The sequence below is a fragment of the Hymenobacter sp. ISL-91 genome, assembly GCF_018613725.1.
Lineage (GTDB): Bacteria > Bacteroidota > Bacteroidia > Cytophagales > Hymenobacteraceae > Hymenobacter.
Genome location: NZ_JAGGPS010000014.1, coordinates 1 through 18,116, shown reverse-complemented (window position 1 = coordinate 18,116; position 18,116 = coordinate 1). Strand labels below are relative to the sequence as shown.

Genomic DNA, 18,116 nt, shown 5'->3' with positions numbered 1-18,116 from the left:
TGCCTAAGTTACCGCAGCATCGGCGGCCTGTAACTGCCGCAACAGCGGGTGCGCCGCCGAGTCGAACGCTTGGCCTTCTACCTGCTGCACCGGCCGTAGGCCCGCCACGCTGGCCGTAAACACGGCTTCGGCGGCCAGTAGCGCTGCTGGCTCATACAGGCCTTCGTGCCAGACCACGCCCAACCGCGCCGCCGCGCCGCGCAGGTGGGCCAGTCGTACGCTGCTCACGCCGCCCGCCGCCTCAGCCGGTACGTACACCGCGCCGTTGCGCACCCAGCCCACGGCCGCCGCGCCCGCCTCTGCTACATGCCCGGCCGCCGAAAGCAGTATAATTTCATCAAGTTCGTGCTGCTGCCGTTCGCGGGCGGCCAGCACATACAGCAGCGCATTAGGGCCTTTGCAGAATGATACCGGGCTGTGCTGGGTCTGTACTTTTGTACTGAAGCCAGCCCGCGCCACCGGCGCCGTGCGCTCCTCAAACGGCCGGGCCGTGGCCAGCCACTCGGCCGGCGCGCTGTATTCGGGCGGCGTATACAGGCCCCCGCCGGGCCGCCAGAGCTGCAACCGCAGCCGCTGCGGTGTAGCCGGCTCGGGCTGGGCCGCTACTAGCCGGCCCAGCGCGGCCGTCAGGGCTGCCAGCGTGGCCAGCGCCGCGGGCAGCGGTAGGGCCAGCACGGCGGCGGCCCGTTGCATGCGCGCCAGGTGTTGCGGGCCGTAGCGCAGGCCGCCCTCGGCCCACACCAGCGTCTCAAAGAACCCGTCGTTGAACTGCAGGCCGCGGTTGGGCAGGGGCAGCGCAAACGTAGATTCTGGATAAAGCTGGCTGTTGTAGAGAAGCATGAGGTTAGTTGATAGCTGTCAGGGAAACCAATGGCTTCAGTTGAGATACCAACCGCTTAAACCAGCGCAAACCGCTTGCCGGGCAACGCTTTTATCACGCCCCCGAACTCCAGGCTCAGCAATATACCGGCCACCAGATGCACCGGCAGCTGGGCTTTCCAGGCCAGCGCGTCGAGGTGTTCCTCACGGTTGGGCGCGGCCTGCAGCACGGTCAGCAGGCCAAATTCGTCGACTGTGAAATCAAGCGGGTCGAAGGTTTTGGGGGCCTTGGGGCGGCCGTGCAGGTGCAGGGCCAGGTCCCAGTTGAGCAGCTGCTCAATGTCGCGGGGTTCCGAATAAAGGGCGGCTTTGTTGCTCTTGATGAGCTCGTGGCAGCCTTCGGACGCGGCCGAACCCAGCGGCCCGGGTACGGCCAGCACGTCCCGGTCGTAGCCCTGGGCCAGGTCGGCTGTTATCAGCGCCCCGCCTTTCTTGGCCGCTTCCACCACCACTGTCCCGTCCGAAAGGCCCGCAATAATGCGGTTGCGCGAGGGGAAGTTGTACTTATCGGGCGGGGTGCCGAAGGGAAATTCGGTGAGCAGGCCGCCCTGCGTCAGCATTTTCTCGGCCGTTTTGCGGTGCACGGCCGGGTACAGCACATCAAGGCCGGTGGCCATTACGCCCACCGTTTCCAGGCCTTCCTGCAGGGCAGCGCGGTGGGCGGCAATGTCGATGCCGTAGGCTAAGCCGCTCACGATGAGCGGGCGGTGCGCGGCCACACCTTTGATGAGCCGCTCGGTTTGCTCGCGGCCATAGTCGGTGGCTTGGCGCGTACCTACCAAGGCCAGCGTTTTGGGGTAGTTAAGGTCGGCGGTGCCTTGGTAATAAAGCAGGGCCGGGGCGTCGGGTACCAGCTTGAGCCGCGCCGGAAACGCCTTGCTGGTATAAAACAGCAGCTGCACGCCCTCTTTCTCGGCCCGGCGCAACGCGGCTTCGGCTTGGTTAAGCGCCTCAGTACGCGACTTGCCCGTGAGGATGCCCGCCGTGGCTGGCCCCACGCCCGGAATTCGCAGCAGCTTGCCCGATGGCAGGTGCAGCGCGTTGCGGGCCGAGCCGGCATAGCTCATCAGCTGCCGCGTCAGCTGCGGCCCTACGTTCGGGAACAACGTCAGGGCGACTTCGTGGAGGAGGGTATCGTCAAGTAAACTAGACATCTAGGCGAAAGGGCTATTGCCACTTTATCAACTGAAAATCGGTTAGCAGCCGGCAGGGTCGGTGCTGAGCATCAAACCCAATGTAGGTCGCATAATAACCATCACCTAAACCTGTCGAAAAAGTTGCCAGCGTATTGCCCTGCGCAGTGTAAAGTATACCGGGTTTCTGCTGGTTTTCAGCCAAATAATCGGTGAAGACATGGCTGAAATTTTTGTTATCGGCTGATAAATACTGGTTGAAGCCGCGCAGATAAGTGCTGTCGATGAAAAGCCCGGAACCGCTATCAACTGAGTAGCCATAATACTCCTCACCAGTAATGGGAAGCGGCTTCTGCCCGGCAAGCAAAGCCATAGTCCAAGCCGCTACAGGTTCTGCCGAAAATAAAATTCGCGCAAAAGCCACTCGCTCGTCGTCGCCGAAATGTGCTATAGCTAGTTCAACAGGAAAATCACCCTTGGGAAATACTGTGGTAAAAGGCAAAGATTCTGACTCCAATAAAATGGGGTCGGTAACCACAATGCGCCCGGTAGGAACGGGCAAGTCGCCCAAATAAGTGCGCGTAAAGCGAAATGTGATGTTATTATGCTGAATCGTTGTGCCCGGAAAAAAAGAAGTTTCAAACACTTTAGGCTGCGCCGATACAGAATAAGCTAGGCGTGTAATTTCCTGTGAGGAAGGGGAAGCCATACTGCTAACCTGCGACGTGCCGCATGAAGTAACCAACCAAGCCACTATAACAATTGGTAGGTATAGATATGGACTATACATAAATGGCAGAAGGCTAAGCGAAATAGATGGCCCTTTTAAACTACCCCTGCTGCGCCTTGCCCAGCGCGTCCAGCTCCTTCTTCATCGTCACCATAAACTTGCGGACTTTTTCCAGGCTCTGAATCACGTCGATTTTCTCCTTGAGCTGGGGGCCTTTCTGCTTGAGCAGGTCGCGGGCGCCGGGTATGGTGTAGCCGCGCTCCTTTACCAAGTGGTAGATAGTGCGGAAGATGTCGATGTCCTGGGGCGTGTAGAGGCGGTTGCCCTTCTTGCTTTTGCGCGGCCGTAGCTCGTCGAACTCCGTTTCCCAGAACCGGATCAGCGAGGGCGCCACGTTGAACTGCTGGGCTACTTCGCCGATGGTGAAGTACTGCTTCTCAATTTCGCGGTCTTGGTAGGTCATGCGGGGGGCAAAAGTAGGTCCAGGCGGCAGCTTGGGCAGGAGGGACGGGGCGGCGGCCGGTAGCGGGCAAGGTAATGCCCGGCCAAAGGCGGGCGCTCCATTTTTCACTTTTGTCGCAGCCGGCTACCTTTACGGGTAGCGCCATGGGGTTTGATGGCGAAAAATAGCTAAAAACCCGGTTGCCGCCAATTCCCGGCGGCCGCTTCCACTCTTCTTCACCGAACGGGCGCCCGCCGCGCCCCCGCTCCATGCTTCCAACCGCCGCCCACGTCCGCCAGCAGTTCCTCGATTTCTTCGCCTCCAAGGGCCACCACATCGTGCCCTCGGCCCCGATTGTGGTTAAAAACGACCCGACGCTGCTGTTCATCAACTCGGGCATGGCCCCGTTCAAAGACTACTTCCTGGGCAACAAGCCCGCCCCGTTTAAGCGCATCGCCGATACCCAGAAATGCCTGCGCGTATCAGGGAAGCACAACGACCTCGAAGAGGTAGGCTACGACACCTACCACCACACCATGTTCGAGATGCTCGGTAACTGGTCGTTTGGGGATTATTTCAAGAAGGACGCCATTGCCTGGGCCTGGGAATTGCTCGTAGATGTGTACAAGCTCGACAAGGACCGCCTCTACGTTACCTACTTCGAAGGCGACGCGGGCGACAACCTCGGCCCCGATACCGAGACCCAGGAGCTATGGCGCCAGTACACCACCGACGAGCGGATTCTGCCCGGCAACAAGAAGGATAACTTCTGGGAAATGGGTGATACGGGTCCGTGTGGTCCGTGCACCGAAATCCACATCGACCTGCGCTCCGATGAGGAGCGGGCCCAGAAACCGGGGGCCGAGCTGGTCAATGCCGACCACCCGCAGGTGGTGGAAGTGTGGAACAACGTGTTCATGGAATTTGAGCGCCGGGCCGATAAGTCGTTACTGAAACTACCTCAGCAGAACGTAGATACGGGCATGGGCTTCGAGCGTTTGATGATGGCCGTGTCGGGCGTGAAGTCCAACTACGACACCGACGTTTTCCAGCCTCTGATTCAGTTTATCGCGAAGGAAGTTGGCGTGGCCTACCACGGCACTGCCCCGGCCACCGTAACCGACCAGCCGGCCACCGAGAACGAGAAGACCGACATTGCTATCCGCGTCATTGCCGACCACATCCGCACCATCGCCTTTACCATTGCCGACGGCCAGCTCCCGAGCAACGTGAAGGCCGGCTACGTGATTCGGCGCATCCTGCGGCGGGCCGTGCGCTACGCGTTTTCGAGTCTGAACCAGAAGCAGCCGTTTTTGTACAAAATCGTGCCCGTGCTGGCCGACCAGATGGCCGCCATCTTCCCCGAGCTCAAGGCCCAGCAGCAATTCGTGCAGCGCGTGATTGAGGAGGAGGAAATCAGCTTCCTTAAAACCCTAGAAAACGGTCTGCGTCGCCTCGATTCGCTCGAAGAAGGCTTCCGCCAGCAGGGCAACCGCATCGACGGGGCCACGGCCTTTGAACTGTCGGATACCTTCGGCTTCCCGCTGGACCTCACGGCCCTGATTGCCCGTGAAAAGGGCCTGACGGTGGATGAGGAAGGGTTCCAGCAGGCGCTGGCGGCCCAGAAAAGCCGCTCCCGCAACGCCCAGGAGGCCGAGCAGAGCGACTGGACCATCGTGCTCGAATCGGAGGAGCAGCCCGCTTTCGTAGGCTACGACCAGGCCGAGGCGCCGGCCCGCATCCTGCGCTACCGCCGCACCGACCGCAAGGGCAAAACCGAGTACCAGGTAGTGCTCGACCAGACCCCGTTCTACGCCGAATCGGGCGGGCAGGTGGGCGACACGGGCTACCTGGAGTCGGCCCTGAGCAAGGTGCGGGTAATCGACACCAAGAAGGAGAACGACCTGATTGTACACACCGTGCTGGAGTTGCCCCAGGACCTGGAGGCCGAGTTTACGGCCCGCTACGAGCCCGCCCGCCGCGCCCAGATCATGCGCAACCACACCGCCACCCACCTGCTGCAGGCCGCCCTGCGCGAAGTGGTGGGCACCCACGTGGCCCAGAAAGGCTCGTTGGTTAACGAAAAGCTGCTGCGCTTCGACTTCTCGCACTTTACCAAAGTAACCGACGACCAGCTCCGGCAGGTGGAAACGCTGGTAAACGCCCGCATCCGCCAGCAGATTCCGTTGGACGAGCGCCGCAACGTGCCCATCGACGAGGCCAAGAACCTGGGCGCCACGGCCCTGTTCGGCGAAAAGTACGGCGAGTTCGTGCGCGTCATCACCTTCGACCGCGAGTTTTCGGTGGAGCTGTGCGGCGGCTGCCACGTGCGCACCACCGGCGACATCGGCTACTTCCGCATCACGAGCGAAAGCGCGGTGGGAGCGGGCGTGCGCCGCATTGAGGCCGTAACGGCCGAGGCCGCCGAAGCCTTCGTGAACCAGCAGCTGGATTTGCTGGGCCAGGTGCGCGAGGCCCTGGGCAACCCCCAGCACCTGCTGCCCGGCATCGAGAAGCAGACGGAAGAAATTGCCGCTTTGCGCAAACAGATCGAGCAGTTTGCCCAGCAGAGCATCAACCAGCAGCGCGAGCAGCTGGCGGGGCAGGTGCAGCCGCTCGGCGAGGTGAACTTCCTGGCTGCCCAGGTGCAGGCTACGTCGGCTGAGGGCCTCAAAACGCTGGCCTTCCAGCTCCGGCAGGCCGTGCCGAACCTGGTAGCCGTGCTCGGCGCTGAAATCGACGGCAAGCCCCAACTGGCCGTGATGCTGGCCGATGAGCTGGTGCAGGCCGGCAAGCTCAACGCCAGCACGCTGGTGCGCGAGCTGGGCAAGGAAATCCAAGGCGGCGGCGGCGGCCAGCCGTTCTTCGCCACCGCCGGCGGCAAAAACGCGGCCGGGCTGCCCGCAGCCATTGCCAAGGCCAAAGAGCTGGTGGAAAAGGCGCTGGCGTAGTTTGCATTTTCGGTAGAAGACGGTATTTTTGACCGTTGGGCCACCCACGGAAAGCGGGCGTTGTGCTGATGAGCACGGCGCCCGCTTTTTTCATTCCATCAATCCATTCCGCAATCAATGAGAGCTATTTTTATTATAAGTTACGTCTTGCTGATAATGGGCACGGCTACCAGGACCATTGCTCAAGAGGCACCCATAAAAAGCACTATTTATCGAATGTTTAAAGATTCGGTGGTCACCGCATCGTCGGACGCTGTTTACCGGATTCAACGGACCCAGGTAGCTGAAAAGTCGCAGCTGGACAGTGTGTTCTACGTCGCTTCCAACCGCTTACACATGGTGAAAATGACCACCTGGCAGCCCAACGGTGACACGCTGGCCGTGGTAGAGGGCCGACGTTCCAATGGTCAGATTGAATACGTAAGCCACAGACTGGGCAATAAAAGGCATGGCGAATATCGCGCTTATGATATCCAGGGTCGTTTGCAGAAGATAGCCCAATTCGACAAGGGGAAGGAGCGGAAGGCTACATGCTTCTCGAAAACGGGCGCAACCGTTTCCTGTAAGCAGTACAAATACACCGAAAAACTGCCGGAGTTTCCGGGTGGACAACAGGAACTGATGAGCTACATCGGCCGCACCCTTCGTTACCCCGATGCTGCTTTAAAACAGAATTTGCAAGGCGTGGTGAAACTGGCATTTGTCGTGGCCGAGACCGGCGAAGTGCGTTGCGTGCAGGTAACGCAGCCGTTATGGCCGGAGCTGGATGCCGAAGCGCGACGTGTACTGACAAGTCTGCCGCGCTTTACGCCAGGCCAGCAAAACGGCGAACCAGTGCCTGTTTATTTTACGGTGCCCGTTACTTTCGCCATTCAATAAGTACTATTACGCAGTTTATGCCCCTACAACCGGTGGCAAGCAAATCACTGGTGCGTAACAGCATCTTTTATTATCCCCATTATGATGAACTATAAGTTGCTATTGCCACTCCTGCTGCTACTGGCCGCTGGCTCGCTAGTGGCGGCCCCTTTGCCCGATAGCACGCGCATTACGCGCAGCACAGAGTATCAGGACCGTCACTTCCGCAGTTCTGCCACTCCCGAGGGAGCCACTTACCGGGTGGAAATTATGCTGAAGGATAGCGCACGGGGCGTGGCTAAAACGTATTTGCTGTCCAGCGGCAAGCTCTATTCCTATAAAGCCTTCCTCAACCAAGCCCCGCGAGTGCGGCACGGAGCCTACCTGGAATTTCACGAAAACGGTAAAACACGCCTGCAGGAGGTGTACGTGCTGGGGATATTGCAGGGCGAGAGGCGAACTTACTACCCTACCGGGGAGCTGCGTCGTCGGGAGCAGGTAGTGCCCGGTCAGCCTACTACGGGCGAGTGTTTCGGGCCTGATGGAAATCCGGTGGCCTATTTCCCTTACATGCAAATGCCGGTTTATCCGGGCGAGCAGGCCGGGCTGTTGCAGGATATTGGCCGCAATACGGTGTACCCGAGGACGGCCCTCCGGGCCAGAGCGGAGGGCGTTGTAATTGTAGGTTTTACGGTTGGCAAGGACGGTAAAGTGCAGGACGTTGCGGCCGAGGAGCCGTCGGCGGATGCTGCTGCTGCGTTGCGGTGGGCATATACCCACTTACAGGAAGCCGCTGTGCAGTCGGTTCGTAAGCTAAAGCCCTTCGTGCCGGGCCGCCGGGAAGGCGAAGTGGTCGAAGTGCGTTTCCGGGTGCCGGCTACATTTAGAATTATGTAGCCCGGCCTAGCGTGCCCGCGGGAGCCTTCCTGTTACACCAACTCCACCGGCGGCTAAGTATCTTCACGCCTGTAATCAGCGGCATCAGCCGTATAATCAGCGTACATCTGTGATAGACGACAGCCTCAAAGCCAAATACCAGCCCGTTATCGGCCTCGAAGTACACGCCCAGCTGCTAACCCGCAGCAAAATGTACTCTTCGGATGAAAACGAGTACGGCGCCCTGCCCAACCACAACCTGAGCGTGATTACGCTCGGCCACCCCGGCACGCTGCCCCGCGTCAACCATTCGGCCATCGAGTTTGCCATGAAAATGGGCCTGGCCACCAACTGCCACATCCGGCGCGACAACCTGTTTGCCCGCAAAAACTACTTCTACCCCGACCTGCCCAAGGGTTACCAGATAACCCAGGACAAAACCCCGATCTGCACCGAGGGCCACGTGGAAATTAGGCTGGCCGATGGCACGACCAAGCAAATCGGCGTGACGCGCATTCACATGGAGGAGGACGCGGGCAAGAGCATGCACCTGGCCGGCGAAACCGAAACGCTCGTGGACCTGAACCGGGCCGGCGTGCCGCTCATCGAAATCGTGAGCGAGCCCGATATTCGCAACTCGGAGGAAGCCTACGCCTACCTGGCCGAAATCAAGAAGCTGGTAGAGTACCTCGGCATCTGCGACGGCAACATGGAGGAAGGCTCGTTGCGCTGCGACGCCAACGTGAGCGTGATGCTGAACGGGGCCACCGAGTTCGGCACCAAAGTGGAGGTGAAGAACATGAACTCGTTCCGCAACGTGCAGCGGGCCATCGAGTACGAGATTGAGCGCCAGATTCTGCTGCTCGAAGCCGGCGAGGTTATCGACAGCCAGACCCGCGGCTTCGATGCCCAGAGTGGCACTACCACTGCCCAGCGCAGCAAGGAAACGCTCAACGACTACCGCTACTTCCCCGAGCCCGACCTGCCGGCCGTCATCATCGACGATGCCTGGCTGCACCGCATGCAGCAGCAGATGCCAGCGCTGCCCCAGCAGCTCTACGCCCGCTTCACCGGTGAGCTGGGTCTTTCGGACTACGACGCCACGGTGCTGACGGCTGAGAAGGAACTGGCGCTGTATTTCGACGAGCTGACCCGCCTGAGCCCCAACGCCAAAGCCGCTGCCAACTGGGTAACCGGCCCCGTGAAGGCCTACCTCAACGAGCGCGCCCTTACCCTCGACCAGTTCCCGCTTACCACGCAGCACCTGGCCGATATCATCGGGCTCATCGACGAGAACAAAGTGGGCCAGTCGGTGGCCAGCAAGCAGTTGTTCCCGTACCTGCTTGAAAACCCCACGCAAACTGCCGCCGCCGCCGCCGAAGCGCAAGGACTTATGCAACAGTCGGACGCCGGGGCGCTGGAAGCCATGATTGCCCAGGTGCTGGCCGCCAACCCGGTCAAAGTAGCCGAGTACCGCGCCGGCAAAAAGAGCCTTACCGGCATGTTTATGGGCGAGCTGATGAAGCTGACCGGTGGCAAAGCCGACCCCAAGCTAGCCAACCAGCTCCTGCGCCAGCACTTGGACGGATAAAGTAGAAGTGCCGTAGGGGCGGGGCTTGTCCCCGCCCCCCGTTCGCCCGCCTCAACGAGTCCGTTCAACGGCGGGCGGGGACAAGCCCCGCCCCTACGCCGCCCTATGCAGCGCAGAGGACCTTATTCCACCAGAAAATTTGTGGCAATGGCTCAGATTTGCAGTATAAGGTCCTTTGGGCTGCGCCGGATGACGGGCGTTGTTGCCGCTACCGCGCTGCTAATGCTTATTAGCTGCCAGCGGCTTGGGGCGCCGGCCACGCCCGGTGAGGCTACCCAGAACCGCCGCGACAACCGCCCGGCCTCGCCAGACTTCGACCTGCCAACTGCCGCTGATAAACCGCTGACGCTACAGAGCCTGCGCGGCAGCTACGTGTTGCTCGATTTTCGGGCTGTTGGCTGCGCCGAATGCGGGGCCGAAAACGCCAACCTGCGCAAGCTCTACGACCAGTTCAGCCACCGGGGCCTGGTTATCGTGAGCGTGTGGGGAGCGAGCAGCCAAGCCGAGTGGCGCGCGGCGCTGGCCGCCGAGGAGCTGCCCTGGGCGCAGGCCCTGGACCTGTCGGGTGAGACTGCCCGGGCTTATAAGGTACAGCAGCCACCCGTGGCCGTACTGCTCGACCCACGCGGCTACGAGCTGGCGCGCAACCTGCGGGGCCGCAACCTGGGTCAGAAAATTTCGGAATATATCCCGCTCGACTAACCGGGCTGCGTTGGTTGCCGGGCGAATGGTACAACGAAGGCGGGGAACCTGTGGCGCTAAGTAGTAGTTGCACACCTGCCTGTCGGACCCTTTTTCGGGCAAAATCAGCAACTTGCAGCCTGTTTTCGGGGCACTGCTCCATTCCGCGCCGCCCAGCCAGGGCGGTTGGCCTACTCGCTTAACCAATGAACATGAAGAGCCTGCTTTATTTTGGTGCCCTGCTTGGCATGACCAATGCCTGCAACAAAAACGCTACCCCAACTACCGCCGGCTCCACCGATGCGGCCAGCTATGAGCTAAGCGGCCAGCTCCAGAACGCCCCGGCCGGCACCAAAGTGTACTTGGCCGAGCTGGGCGAAACCCAGTTCGTGTCGCGCGATACGGCTACGTTGAACGAAAAGGGCGAGTTTGCTTTTTCGGGGCCGATGACCGAAGCCGGCCTGTACCAGGTGAAAACTACCGACCAGAACCAGGCGCTGCTAGTGCTTGGCCCGGGCCAGCGGGTGCAGCTGGCCGGCGACGCCCAGCAGCTGCCCGCCACCTACACCGTGCAGGGTTCGCCCGATTCGGAGTTGCTACGCCGCATAAACAAGGCGGCCGAAGCCAACCAGAAAGAGCTGCAGCAGATAATGCCGCGCCTGGAGCAGCGCTACACCGCCGCCGCCCAGGCTGGCCGCACCGACTCGATGCAGGCCATCCAGGCCCGGGCCGAAAGCCTGCAGCGCCGGGGCCAGCAGCAAATGCTGCAGCTGGTGCGCCAGAACCCAGGCTCCATTGTGTCGGGCTTCGTGATGGCCAACGTGCTCAACCCCGACGAAAACTTCGCCCTGGCCGACTCGGTGGCCACCGTGCTGAAAACATCGGCCCCCAACTCGCGCTACACCAAAGCCCTGGCTACTCGCCTCGACGGCCTGCGCACCACTGTCTCGGGCGCTACTGCTCCCGAAATCAGCCTGCCCACGCCCCAGGGCCCGCTGCTGGCCCTCACCAGCCTGCGCGGCAAGTATGTGCTGATTGATTTCTGGGCCAGCTGGTGCGGGCCCTGCCGTCAGGAAAACCCCAACATCGTGCGGGCCTACAACAAGTACAAAAACGCCGGCCCGGGCTTCGAAATCTACGGCGTCTCCTTCGATCAGGACCGGGCCAAGTGGCTGAAAGCCATTCAGGCCGACGGTTTGGTCTGGAAGCAGGTATCGGACCTGAAAGGCTGGGAGTCGGCCGCCGGCCAGACCTACGGCATCAAATCCATCCCGTTCTCCATTCTGCTCGACCCCCAGGGCCGCATCGTAGGCAAGAACCTGCGCGGCGCCGAGCTGGATGCCAAGCTGGCCTCAGTATTGAAGTAAGAGGGTGATAAGTACGCAACAGAAACGGCCAGTCGCATATGCGGCTGGCCGTTTCTGTTGTAACGAGGCTGGCAGGAAATCAGATAGCCCGTCATTCTGAGCGCAGCCGAAGCATCTCTACCGTTTCGTCAGGTTAGCATTGTAGCGAAGCGGTAGAGATGCTTCGACAAGCTCAGCATGACAGACAAGTTGATTTCAGCGAGTCTCAAAACGCGTTTAGAGTCACACCCCAAACATGCGCTGCACCGACTGCCAGAGCTTCTTTTTGCGGCCGGCATCGTATTCGAGCATTTCGATTTCACTGGCTCCGAGGAAGGCCGTGTCGCCGTAAAGGAGCACCGGTTCGTAGGGCTGGGTGGTATACACGGCTACGTCGAGCAGGTTTTTGCCGAACGCCAGGAACTGCCGGGCTGCCAGGTGCTGGCGCAGGCTGCACAGGGCCACCGGGTAAGAGTCGTGCTCCACGTTCACCAGCAGCACGTCTTCCATAATCAGGCGCAGCGCTTTCAGCAGGTTGTTGAGAAACACGTTGCGCGGCAGCTTGCGGAACTGAGCCTCGGGCAGGCGCACCAGCAGTACCAGGCCGTCGAAGTTGCTGCCCAACACCGAAAATGGGATGTGCGCCACCGGCGACTGGGTAGGCGTGGGCTGCACCCGGCCCGGCTGCGAAGGCGGAGCCGCCGGGGCCGCTGGTAGCGGGGCCAGTGTGAGCGTTACGGCCGCGTGCCCGGCTGCTGCTGCTGGTGCCGATGGTGCTGGTTCTACGGCCGGTGCCGGCACCGCAACCGGAGCTGGTGGCGCTACTACTGGTGCTACCACGGCCGGAGCGAGTGGTTTAGAGACCGGAGCGGCTGCTGTCGGTGGTGCCATTGCGGGCCGCATCGGTGGGAGCGGAACTGGCTCGGGACTGGCGGCTGTAGCTGGCTGAGCAACCGGCGGTGCCACCGAAACGGGCGGCGCCATTGCAACCAGGGGAGCCGCCGAAGCTGCCGCGGCGGCCAGGGGCGCCACTACCGGGTCCGGCACCACATAAAGGGAGGCTTCGGTGTAGAAGTTCTGGAAAAAGGCGAGCGTGGCGGCGTTGTCCATGCAAAAGGGCAAAATAGGAGCGTAGAGGCAATTTACGCATTCCCCAACACCAATCAGCACGGCCTGCGCTGATTGGCGTTTCTTCAGCTAACAGCTCAGCTGGGCGTTTCATCCTCGGCGGCCTGGGCTACGAGGTCGAAGAGGGCTTTGAGTTCGGTGGCTTCCTGTGGGGCCATGCGCCCGCCCAGCACCAGGCGTAGCTGGCGGCGGCGCAGGGCTCCGTCGTAGAGGGCTTGCTCGGCCGCTGTTTCGGGTACGGCGTCGGGCACGTCAATGGGGCGGCCAGACTGGTCGACGGCCACGAAGGTGAAGAAGGCTTCGTTGGATTTGACTTTCGTGCCGCTCGGAATGTCCTCGGCCCACACGTCAATATGCACCTCCATGCTGGAGCTGAAGGAGCGCGTAACCTGCGCCTCCAGCGTGATAACGCTGCCCAGCTTGATGCCTTCGCGGAAGGATACGTTGTCGACCGAAGCCGTAACAACGATGCGGTTGGAGTGGCGCTGGGCCGAAATGGCGGCCGCTACGTCCATCAGGTGCATCATGCGGCCGCCCATCAGGTTGTTGAGCGTGTTGGTATCGTTGGGCAGTACCAGCTCGGTCATGCTGACGAACGAGTCTTTAACAGGCTTGGGTTTGCGGGTCATCGGGGAGGGGGTGAATGCTACTTAAGAGGAAGCAAAGGTAAGCGCTGACTCGGGGAGTGGGGGCCTTCGCCTGTCATGCTGAGTGCAGCGACGGCCCTTAGCACCTGCAACCAGCCGCAATAACGACTCGCCCTCACGGGCTAGGGTCCTTCCCAAGCTCGGGATGACAAACGACCTCCCTCCCTCCCTCCCTCCCTCCCTCCATTCACTAACCGCTACCCCCAGCCGGCCTTGCCCAGCAGCGGCACGAAGCGGAATTCCTCCAGCTCCTGGCGCGAAAATTCCTCCTCACTCTCGCGCACCACGCGCACCATGCGCTGGCGGGTAGCATCGCCTACCGGAATGACCAGCGCCCCGCCCACTCGCAGTTGCTGCAGTAGCGGCCGGGGCAGCGTGGGCGAGCCGGCCGTTACCAGTATCTTATCGAACGGCGCGTGCTGAGGCAGGCCCAGCGAGCCGTCGCCGCAGAACAGCTGGGGCGGCTGGGGCAGCTGGGCCAGGCGGCGGGCCGTGCGCTCGAACAGCACGGCGTTGTACTCAATACTGAACACGTGGGGCGTGAGCTGCAGCAGCACGCTGCACTGGTAGCCCGAGCCGGTCCCGATTTCCAGCACCTTATCCTGCGGGCCGATGCGTAGCAGTTCCGTTTGGTAGGCCACGGTGTAGGGCTGCGAAATGGTCTGGCCCTCGCCGATGGGAAACGCCTTGTCGTGGTAGGCATGCGACTGAAAGCCGGCGGCGAAGAACTGGTGGCGCGGCACTGCCCCAATGGCCGCCAGCACTTGCTCGTCGCGGATGCCCTTGCGGCGCAGATCCTCGACCAGGGCGCGGCGCATGCCTCGGTGGCGGTAAGTGTCGGGGGCGGCGTGCATAGATGGCGGGTAGAAGCGGCAGGCGCGAATGGCGGCGGAGCGGGCTAACGGGTATTGGTTACCTTTATGCCGCTCCGAAAAAACCGGCCCGGCAGTGGGGCAGGGGTAAGCGGAAGCGTAAAATTAGGCCTTCCGGGCCAGAATACGCAGCTTTGTTGCCGGTTGAACCGCTTACCTGCTTCGCTCTTGATTCGTACTCTGCAAAAAATGAAGCTGATAGGCGCCGACTTTCTGGCGGCGCTACTGGCGTGGATGTGCTTTTTTTTGGTGCGCAAGTATCTGCTGCGCGAAATCAGCTCCGACACCGACTACCATTTTGCCGCCGATGCCGTGCCCAATCCGGCATTTCTGGTGGGAGCCGCCCTGTTGATTGCTACTTTCTGGACGGGCCTGTATGCGCTGCTGGGGGAGTACAACGATATTTTCCGCAAGTCGCGGCTGAGTGAGCTTATCCGGCTGGCCCGCGTGTCGGTGCTGGGGGCCGTGCTCATCTTCTTTGTGCTGCTGCTCGACGACCAGGGCGTGCAGAACTACCGCAGCTACTACAAAACCATTTCGGCCTACTTCCTGCTGCACTTCCTCATCACGGCGGTGCTCCGGCTCTGGGCCGTGTACAGCGTGCAGCAGCTGGTGCGCGGCGGCGTCATCAGCTTCAATACGCTGCTGGTGGGCTCGGGCGCGCTGGCCCGCGACACCGGCCGCGACCTGGGCCGCACCGGCCGCCACCTGGGGCTGCGGCTGGTAGGTTTCGCGCCCCTGGGCCCCAGCGTGTGCGCCGAGCTGGCTGCCGAGTTGCCCGATGTGGGCTCGTACCGCCGGCTGCCCGAGCTGGTGCGCGAACTGAACGTGGAGCAGATTGTCATTGCCATCGAACCGGGCGAGCACCGCATCATCGAAGAAATCCTGACGCTGCTCAACGGTACGCCCGCCCGCGTCAGCATCCTGCCCGACCTTTATCAGATGCTGCTGGGCTCGGTGAAGGTGAGCCACGTTTTCGGCACGCCGCTCATCGATATCAAGCAGGATTTGCTGCCGCTGTGGCAGCAGGTGGCCAAGCGCCTGATCGACGTGGTAGGCTCGGTGCTGTTTCTGCTGCTGGCCTGGCCGGTGTACGCCTTCACGGCCCTGATGGTGCGGCTTTCTTCGCCGGGGCCGGTGTTCTACTCGCAGGAGCGCATCGGGCGCAACGCCGTGCCGTTTCGCATCTACAAGTTCCGCTCGATGTACGTGGATGCCGAACGACAGGGCCCGGCCCTGTCGTCCGACCACGACCCGCGCATTACCAAATGGGGCCGATTTATGCGCAAGGTGCGGCTCGATGAGCTACCGCAGTTCTGGAACGTTATCAAGGGCGACATGAGCATTGTGGGCCCGCGCCCCGAGCGCCGCTTCTTCATCGACCAGATTGTGCAAATCGCGCCCCACTACCGCCACCTGCACCGCGTCCGGCCCGGCCTTACCAGCCTCGGCCAGGTAAAGTACGGCTACGCCGAAACCGTGGCCCAGATGGTAGAGCGCCTCAAGTTCGACATCCTCTACATCGAAAATATGAGCCTGGCCATGGACTTCCGGGTCCTGCTCTACACGTTGAAAATCATTATTGAGGGGCGGGGTAAATAAATCACAGATGGTACAGATGACTGGATGCCACAGATTTATTCTGGTGGCGGATTTGTTCTGGATGCCAGATTCATTCTGGTGGCGGATTTGTGCTGGTGGAGGATTTGTTTTACTTGTTTGGTGGGTGGTGTTTTGCTCTTGTCGAAGCTGAAACGTATCTGGTATGGAGGGGTATAAGCACAAAGAGCTGACCGGAAAAATTATTGGAGCGGCTATGCGGGTACATACGTATTTGGGAGTGGGCTTCCCGGAGGTGGTGTACCAGCGTTGCCTGGCCATTGAGCTGCGGGAAAGCGGGGTTGCTTTCGAGCAGGAACTGGAGCTGCCGCTGTTTTACCGGGGCGAAAAAGTGGGCAGCCGCCGGGTTGATTTTCTGGCAGAAAAAACAGTGTTAGTCGAACTGAAAGCCGTCAGCGAAGTTACCACGCTACACCACGCCCAGGTCCTGAATTATCTGCACGCCTACCAGCTTGAAGTGGCCCTGCTCCTAAACTTTGGCGAACCCCGCCTCAGCTACAAACGCTTCGTCAACTAGCCCTGCCAGCCAGAAGAGGGCTACAAATTATCCCCACCAGAACGAATCTGGCATCCAGAACAAATCCGCCACCAGAACGAATCTGTGGCATCCAGTCATCTGTACCATCTGTGATTTATGTTCACCGGCATCATCGAAACCCTAGGCACCATTACCACTGTACGCCGCGAGGGCACCAACATTCATTTCACGGTTGAATCAGGTTTCGCGTCGGAACTCAAAATTGACCAGAGCGTGGCCCACGACGGCGTGTGCCTGACGGTAGTAGCTGTGGACGGCATGGCCGGCGCCACCGGCACCCACGTCGTCACGGCCATCGACGAAACACTGCAAAAGACTAACCTGAGCACCTGGGCCCCCGGCCGCCGCGTAAACCTGGAGCGCTGTCTCTCAGCCAACGGCCGCTTCGATGGCCACATCGTGCAGGGCCACGTCGATTTGACGGCCACCTGCGAGTCGGTGGAGGACCAGAACGGCTCCTGGCTCTACCGCTTCCGCCACGAGGCCGGCCCCGGCCGCGTAACGGTGGAAAAAGGCTCTATCTGCATCAACGGCACCAGCCTCACCTGCTTCAACAGCACCGACGACGGTTTCTCAGTGGCTATCATTCCCTACACCTACGAGCACACTACGTTCCAGGACCTGCGCCCCGGCGACCGGGTGAACCTGGAATTTGACATCGTGGGCAAGTACGTGGCCAAGCTGCTGGGGAAGTAGGAGGGCGTAGTCTGGGCCTGCCAGTGGCTGAAATCGACGGTGCCAGCGTATCTTCCCGGCTCTATGCGCTACCTCCTGTTTCTGCTGCCGCTCTTACTGATCCGGCCCGCCGCGGCCCAAAATCGCCTCGACTCGGTGCTGACGGCTGAGCACGCGGCCGGGCATTTCAACGGGGCGATGCTGGCTGTGAAGAACGGCCGGGTGGTAGCCCGCGGCAATAAAGGCTCCGCTAACTTCCAGTTTGCCGTGCCGGTCACCGACAGCACCCGGTTTCCGATTGCATCGATGAGCAAGACCTTTACCGCGCTGCTAGTGCTGCAACTGCAGGAGTGGGGCCAGCTCAAGCTCACCGATAAAGCCGCCGCCTACCTGCCCGAACTACCCACTAGCTGCCGTCAAATCAGCCTGCTGGATTTGCTGACGCACTACTCGGGGCTGAAAAACGAGCCCATACAGGCCTACGACAAGCGGCTGCCGCTGGCGGAGTTCGTGCGGGCTTACGTGGTGCGGGATGAAACGAAACCCACGCCCGGCTTCAACTACAATAACGTCGATTACGTAGTGCTGACGCGGGTGCTGGAAGTGGTGAGCGGCCGGCCGTACCCGGTGCTGCTGCAGGAGACTATTCTGACGCCGCTGGGCATGAAAAATACCGGCGTACTGACGGATGACCGCATTATTCCCAACCTGGCCTACGGCTACTACAACTATTCTTTCGGCGGGGGCGGCCAGCCGGAACCACTGCAGAACGATACGCGCGACGTCGCCAACTACGCCGGGGCGGGAGCCATTTACTCGACGGTTGCCGACCTGGGTCGGCTTGTGGAAGGCCTGCGCACGAACCGGCTATTGCGCCCCCAAACCACCGCCCAACTGCTCATCAGGCCCCAGCAGCCGGCCTACCTCGACTATGCCCGCGGCCGCCCCACCGTTGGCTTCTACTACAACAACCGCACGTTTGGGTGGCCGGTGCTGGAGCGCCGCGGCAGCATCGACGGCTTTAAGTAGTCATGCAAAAGTAATCGTGTATTGTTTGCCGACGTTTGTCAAGACGTCTTCAAGTCGTTGGAGCAGTGTTTGGTCGGTGGCATAGTCTTGTGGCCTTATCCAGTAATGCTTGCAGCGGTG

General features: G+C 61.0%; 17 protein-coding genes. 10 read left to right on the top strand and 7 right to left on the bottom strand.

What is annotated here, in order from left to right; all coding sequences use genetic code 11:
* Positions 1-3: 3 nt before the first annotated feature.
* The 4 genes from J7E24_RS07305 to J7E24_RS07290 form a co-directional block, all read right to left on the bottom strand.
* A complete protein-coding gene (locus tag J7E24_RS07305) occupies positions 4-840 on the bottom strand; it encodes an aminotransferase class IV (protein WP_215136653.1) in 837 nt (278 codons plus the stop codon).
* Positions 841-896: 56 nt separating this feature from the next.
* Complete coding sequence (dprA, locus tag J7E24_RS07300) at positions 897-2,033, bottom strand: DNA-processing protein DprA (protein WP_215136651.1); 1,137 nt, start codon at positions 2,031-2,033, stop codon at positions 897-899.
* Between the two features lie 13 nt (positions 2,034-2,046).
* Complete coding sequence (locus J7E24_RS07295) at positions 2,047-2,721, bottom strand: DUF4241 domain-containing protein (RefSeq protein ID WP_215136649.1); 675 nt, start codon at positions 2,719-2,721, stop codon at positions 2,047-2,049.
* A 121-nt stretch (positions 2,722-2,842) separates the two neighbouring features.
* A complete protein-coding gene (locus tag J7E24_RS07290) occupies positions 2,843-3,205 on the bottom strand; it encodes a MerR family transcriptional regulator (protein WP_215136648.1) in 363 nt (120 codons plus the stop codon).
* 248 nt (positions 3,206-3,453) lie between these two features.
* On the opposite strand from J7E24_RS07290, the gene alaS reads away from it, so the two are divergent.
* The 6 genes from alaS (at position 3,454) to J7E24_RS07260 (ending at position 11,508) form a co-directional block, all read left to right on the top strand.
* Positions 3,454-6,135 carry an alanine--tRNA ligase gene (gene alaS / locus J7E24_RS07285; protein ID WP_215136646.1) on the top strand — a complete coding sequence of 894 codons (2,682 nt, stop codon included), beginning with the start codon at positions 3,454-3,456 and terminating at the stop codon, positions 6,133-6,135.
* A 117-nt stretch (positions 6,136-6,252) separates the two neighbouring features.
* On the top strand, positions 6,253-7,014 hold the full coding sequence (locus J7E24_RS07280; protein WP_215136644.1) for an energy transducer TonB: 762 nt from the start codon (positions 6,253-6,255) through the stop codon (positions 7,012-7,014).
* Between the two features lie 81 nt (positions 7,015-7,095).
* On the top strand, positions 7,096-7,890 hold the full coding sequence (locus tag J7E24_RS07275) for an energy transducer TonB (RefSeq protein ID WP_215136642.1): 795 nt from the start codon (positions 7,096-7,098) through the stop codon (positions 7,888-7,890).
* Positions 7,891-7,999: 109 nt separating this feature from the next.
* A complete protein-coding gene (gatB, locus tag J7E24_RS07270; protein ID WP_215136640.1) occupies positions 8,000-9,460 on the top strand; it encodes an Asp-tRNA(Asn)/Glu-tRNA(Gln) amidotransferase subunit GatB in 1,461 nt (486 codons plus the stop codon).
* Between the two features lie 222 nt (positions 9,461-9,682).
* Positions 9,683-10,162: a peroxiredoxin family protein gene (locus J7E24_RS07265; protein ID WP_215136638.1), complete on the top strand. Its 480-nt coding sequence runs from the start codon at positions 9,683-9,685 to the stop codon at positions 10,160-10,162.
* A gap of 191 nt (positions 10,163-10,353) precedes the next feature.
* Positions 10,354-11,508 (top strand): TlpA disulfide reductase family protein, encoded by a 1,155-nt coding sequence (locus tag J7E24_RS07260; protein WP_215136636.1) that lies wholly within the window; start codon positions 10,354-10,356, stop codon positions 11,506-11,508.
* Positions 11,509-11,730: 222 nt separating this feature from the next.
* Here the strand turns inward: J7E24_RS07260 and J7E24_RS07255 are convergent, their stop codons facing one another.
* The 3 genes from J7E24_RS07255 to J7E24_RS07245 form a co-directional block, all read right to left on the bottom strand.
* Positions 11,731-12,597 (bottom strand): hypothetical protein, encoded by an 867-nt coding sequence (locus J7E24_RS07255; RefSeq protein WP_215136634.1) that lies wholly within the window; start codon positions 12,595-12,597, stop codon positions 11,731-11,733.
* 95 nt (positions 12,598-12,692) lie between these two features.
* Positions 12,693-13,244 (bottom strand): acyl-CoA thioesterase, encoded by a 552-nt coding sequence (locus J7E24_RS07250; RefSeq protein WP_215136632.1) that lies wholly within the window; start codon positions 13,242-13,244, stop codon positions 12,693-12,695.
* 215 nt (positions 13,245-13,459) lie between these two features.
* Entirely contained in the window at positions 13,460-14,116 is a 657-nt protein-coding gene (locus tag J7E24_RS07245) for a protein-L-isoaspartate(D-aspartate) O-methyltransferase (RefSeq protein ID WP_215136630.1), read from the bottom strand.
* A gap of 186 nt (positions 14,117-14,302) precedes the next feature.
* Between J7E24_RS07245 and J7E24_RS07240 the strand changes: the two genes are divergently transcribed.
* The 4 genes from J7E24_RS07240 to J7E24_RS07225 all read left to right on the top strand — a co-directional run bounded on the left by J7E24_RS07240 (position 14,303) and on the right by J7E24_RS07225 (position 17,996).
* The gene (locus J7E24_RS07240; protein ID WP_251047080.1) at positions 14,303-15,736 is read left to right on the top strand and encodes a sugar transferase; all 1,434 of its coding nucleotides are present in this window, start codon (positions 14,303-14,305) and stop codon (positions 15,734-15,736) included.
* Positions 15,737-15,899: 163 nt separating this feature from the next.
* Positions 15,900-16,271 carry a GxxExxY protein gene (locus tag J7E24_RS07235; protein ID WP_019949591.1) on the top strand — a complete coding sequence of 124 codons (372 nt, stop codon included), beginning with the start codon at positions 15,900-15,902 and terminating at the stop codon, positions 16,269-16,271.
* Between the two features lie 117 nt (positions 16,272-16,388).
* Complete coding sequence (locus J7E24_RS07230; RefSeq protein ID WP_215136628.1) at positions 16,389-16,988, top strand: riboflavin synthase; 600 nt, start codon at positions 16,389-16,391, stop codon at positions 16,986-16,988.
* 63 nt (positions 16,989-17,051) lie between these two features.
* Positions 17,052-17,996, top strand: a complete 945-nt coding sequence (locus J7E24_RS07225; protein ID WP_215136626.1) for a serine hydrolase domain-containing protein — start codon at positions 17,052-17,054, stop codon at positions 17,994-17,996.
* Positions 17,997-18,116 lie beyond the last annotated feature (120 nt).

Bases quoted from the DNA above. Each gene is read 5' to 3' on its own strand.
- J7E24_RS07245 (WP_215136630.1), bottom strand. From the start codon at position 14,116: ATGCACGCCGCCCCCGACACTTACCGCCACCGAGGCATGCGCCGCGCC.
- J7E24_RS07265 (WP_215136638.1), top strand. From the start codon at position 9,683: ATGCTTATTAGCTGCCAGCGGCTTGGGGCGCCGGCCACGCCCGGTGAG.
- J7E24_RS07260 (WP_215136636.1), top strand. From the start codon at position 10,354: ATGAAGAGCCTGCTTTATTTTGGTGCCCTGCTTGGCATGACCAATGCC.
- J7E24_RS07295 (WP_215136649.1), bottom strand. From the start codon at position 2,721: ATGGCTTCCCCTTCCTCACAGGAAATTACACGCCTAGCTTATTCTGTA.
- J7E24_RS07280 (WP_215136644.1), top strand. From the start codon at position 6,253: ATGAGAGCTATTTTTATTATAAGTTACGTCTTGCTGATAATGGGCACG.
- J7E24_RS07255 (WP_215136634.1), bottom strand. From the start codon at position 12,597: ATGGACAACGCCGCCACGCTCGCCTTTTTCCAGAACTTCTACACCGAA.
- J7E24_RS07275 (WP_215136642.1), top strand. From the start codon at position 7,096: ATGATGAACTATAAGTTGCTATTGCCACTCCTGCTGCTACTGGCCGCT.
- dprA (WP_215136651.1), bottom strand. From the start codon at position 2,033: ATGTCTAGTTTACTTGACGATACCCTCCTCCACGAAGTCGCCCTGACG.
- J7E24_RS07290 (WP_215136648.1), bottom strand. From the start codon at position 3,205: ATGACCTACCAAGACCGCGAAATTGAGAAGCAGTACTTCACCATCGGC.
- J7E24_RS07230 (WP_215136628.1), top strand. From the start codon at position 16,389: ATGTTCACCGGCATCATCGAAACCCTAGGCACCATTACCACTGTACGC.
- J7E24_RS07250 (WP_215136632.1), bottom strand. From the start codon at position 13,244: ATGACCCGCAAACCCAAGCCTGTTAAAGACTCGTTCGTCAGCATGACC.
- J7E24_RS07305 (WP_215136653.1), bottom strand. From the start codon at position 840: ATGCTTCTCTACAACAGCCAGCTTTATCCAGAATCTACGTTTGCGCTG.
- J7E24_RS07235 (WP_019949591.1), top strand. From the start codon at position 15,900: ATGGAGGGGTATAAGCACAAAGAGCTGACCGGAAAAATTATTGGAGCG.
- J7E24_RS07225 (WP_215136626.1), top strand. From the start codon at position 17,052: ATGCGCTACCTCCTGTTTCTGCTGCCGCTCTTACTGATCCGGCCCGCC.
- alaS (WP_215136646.1), top strand. From the start codon at position 3,454: ATGCTTCCAACCGCCGCCCACGTCCGCCAGCAGTTCCTCGATTTCTTC.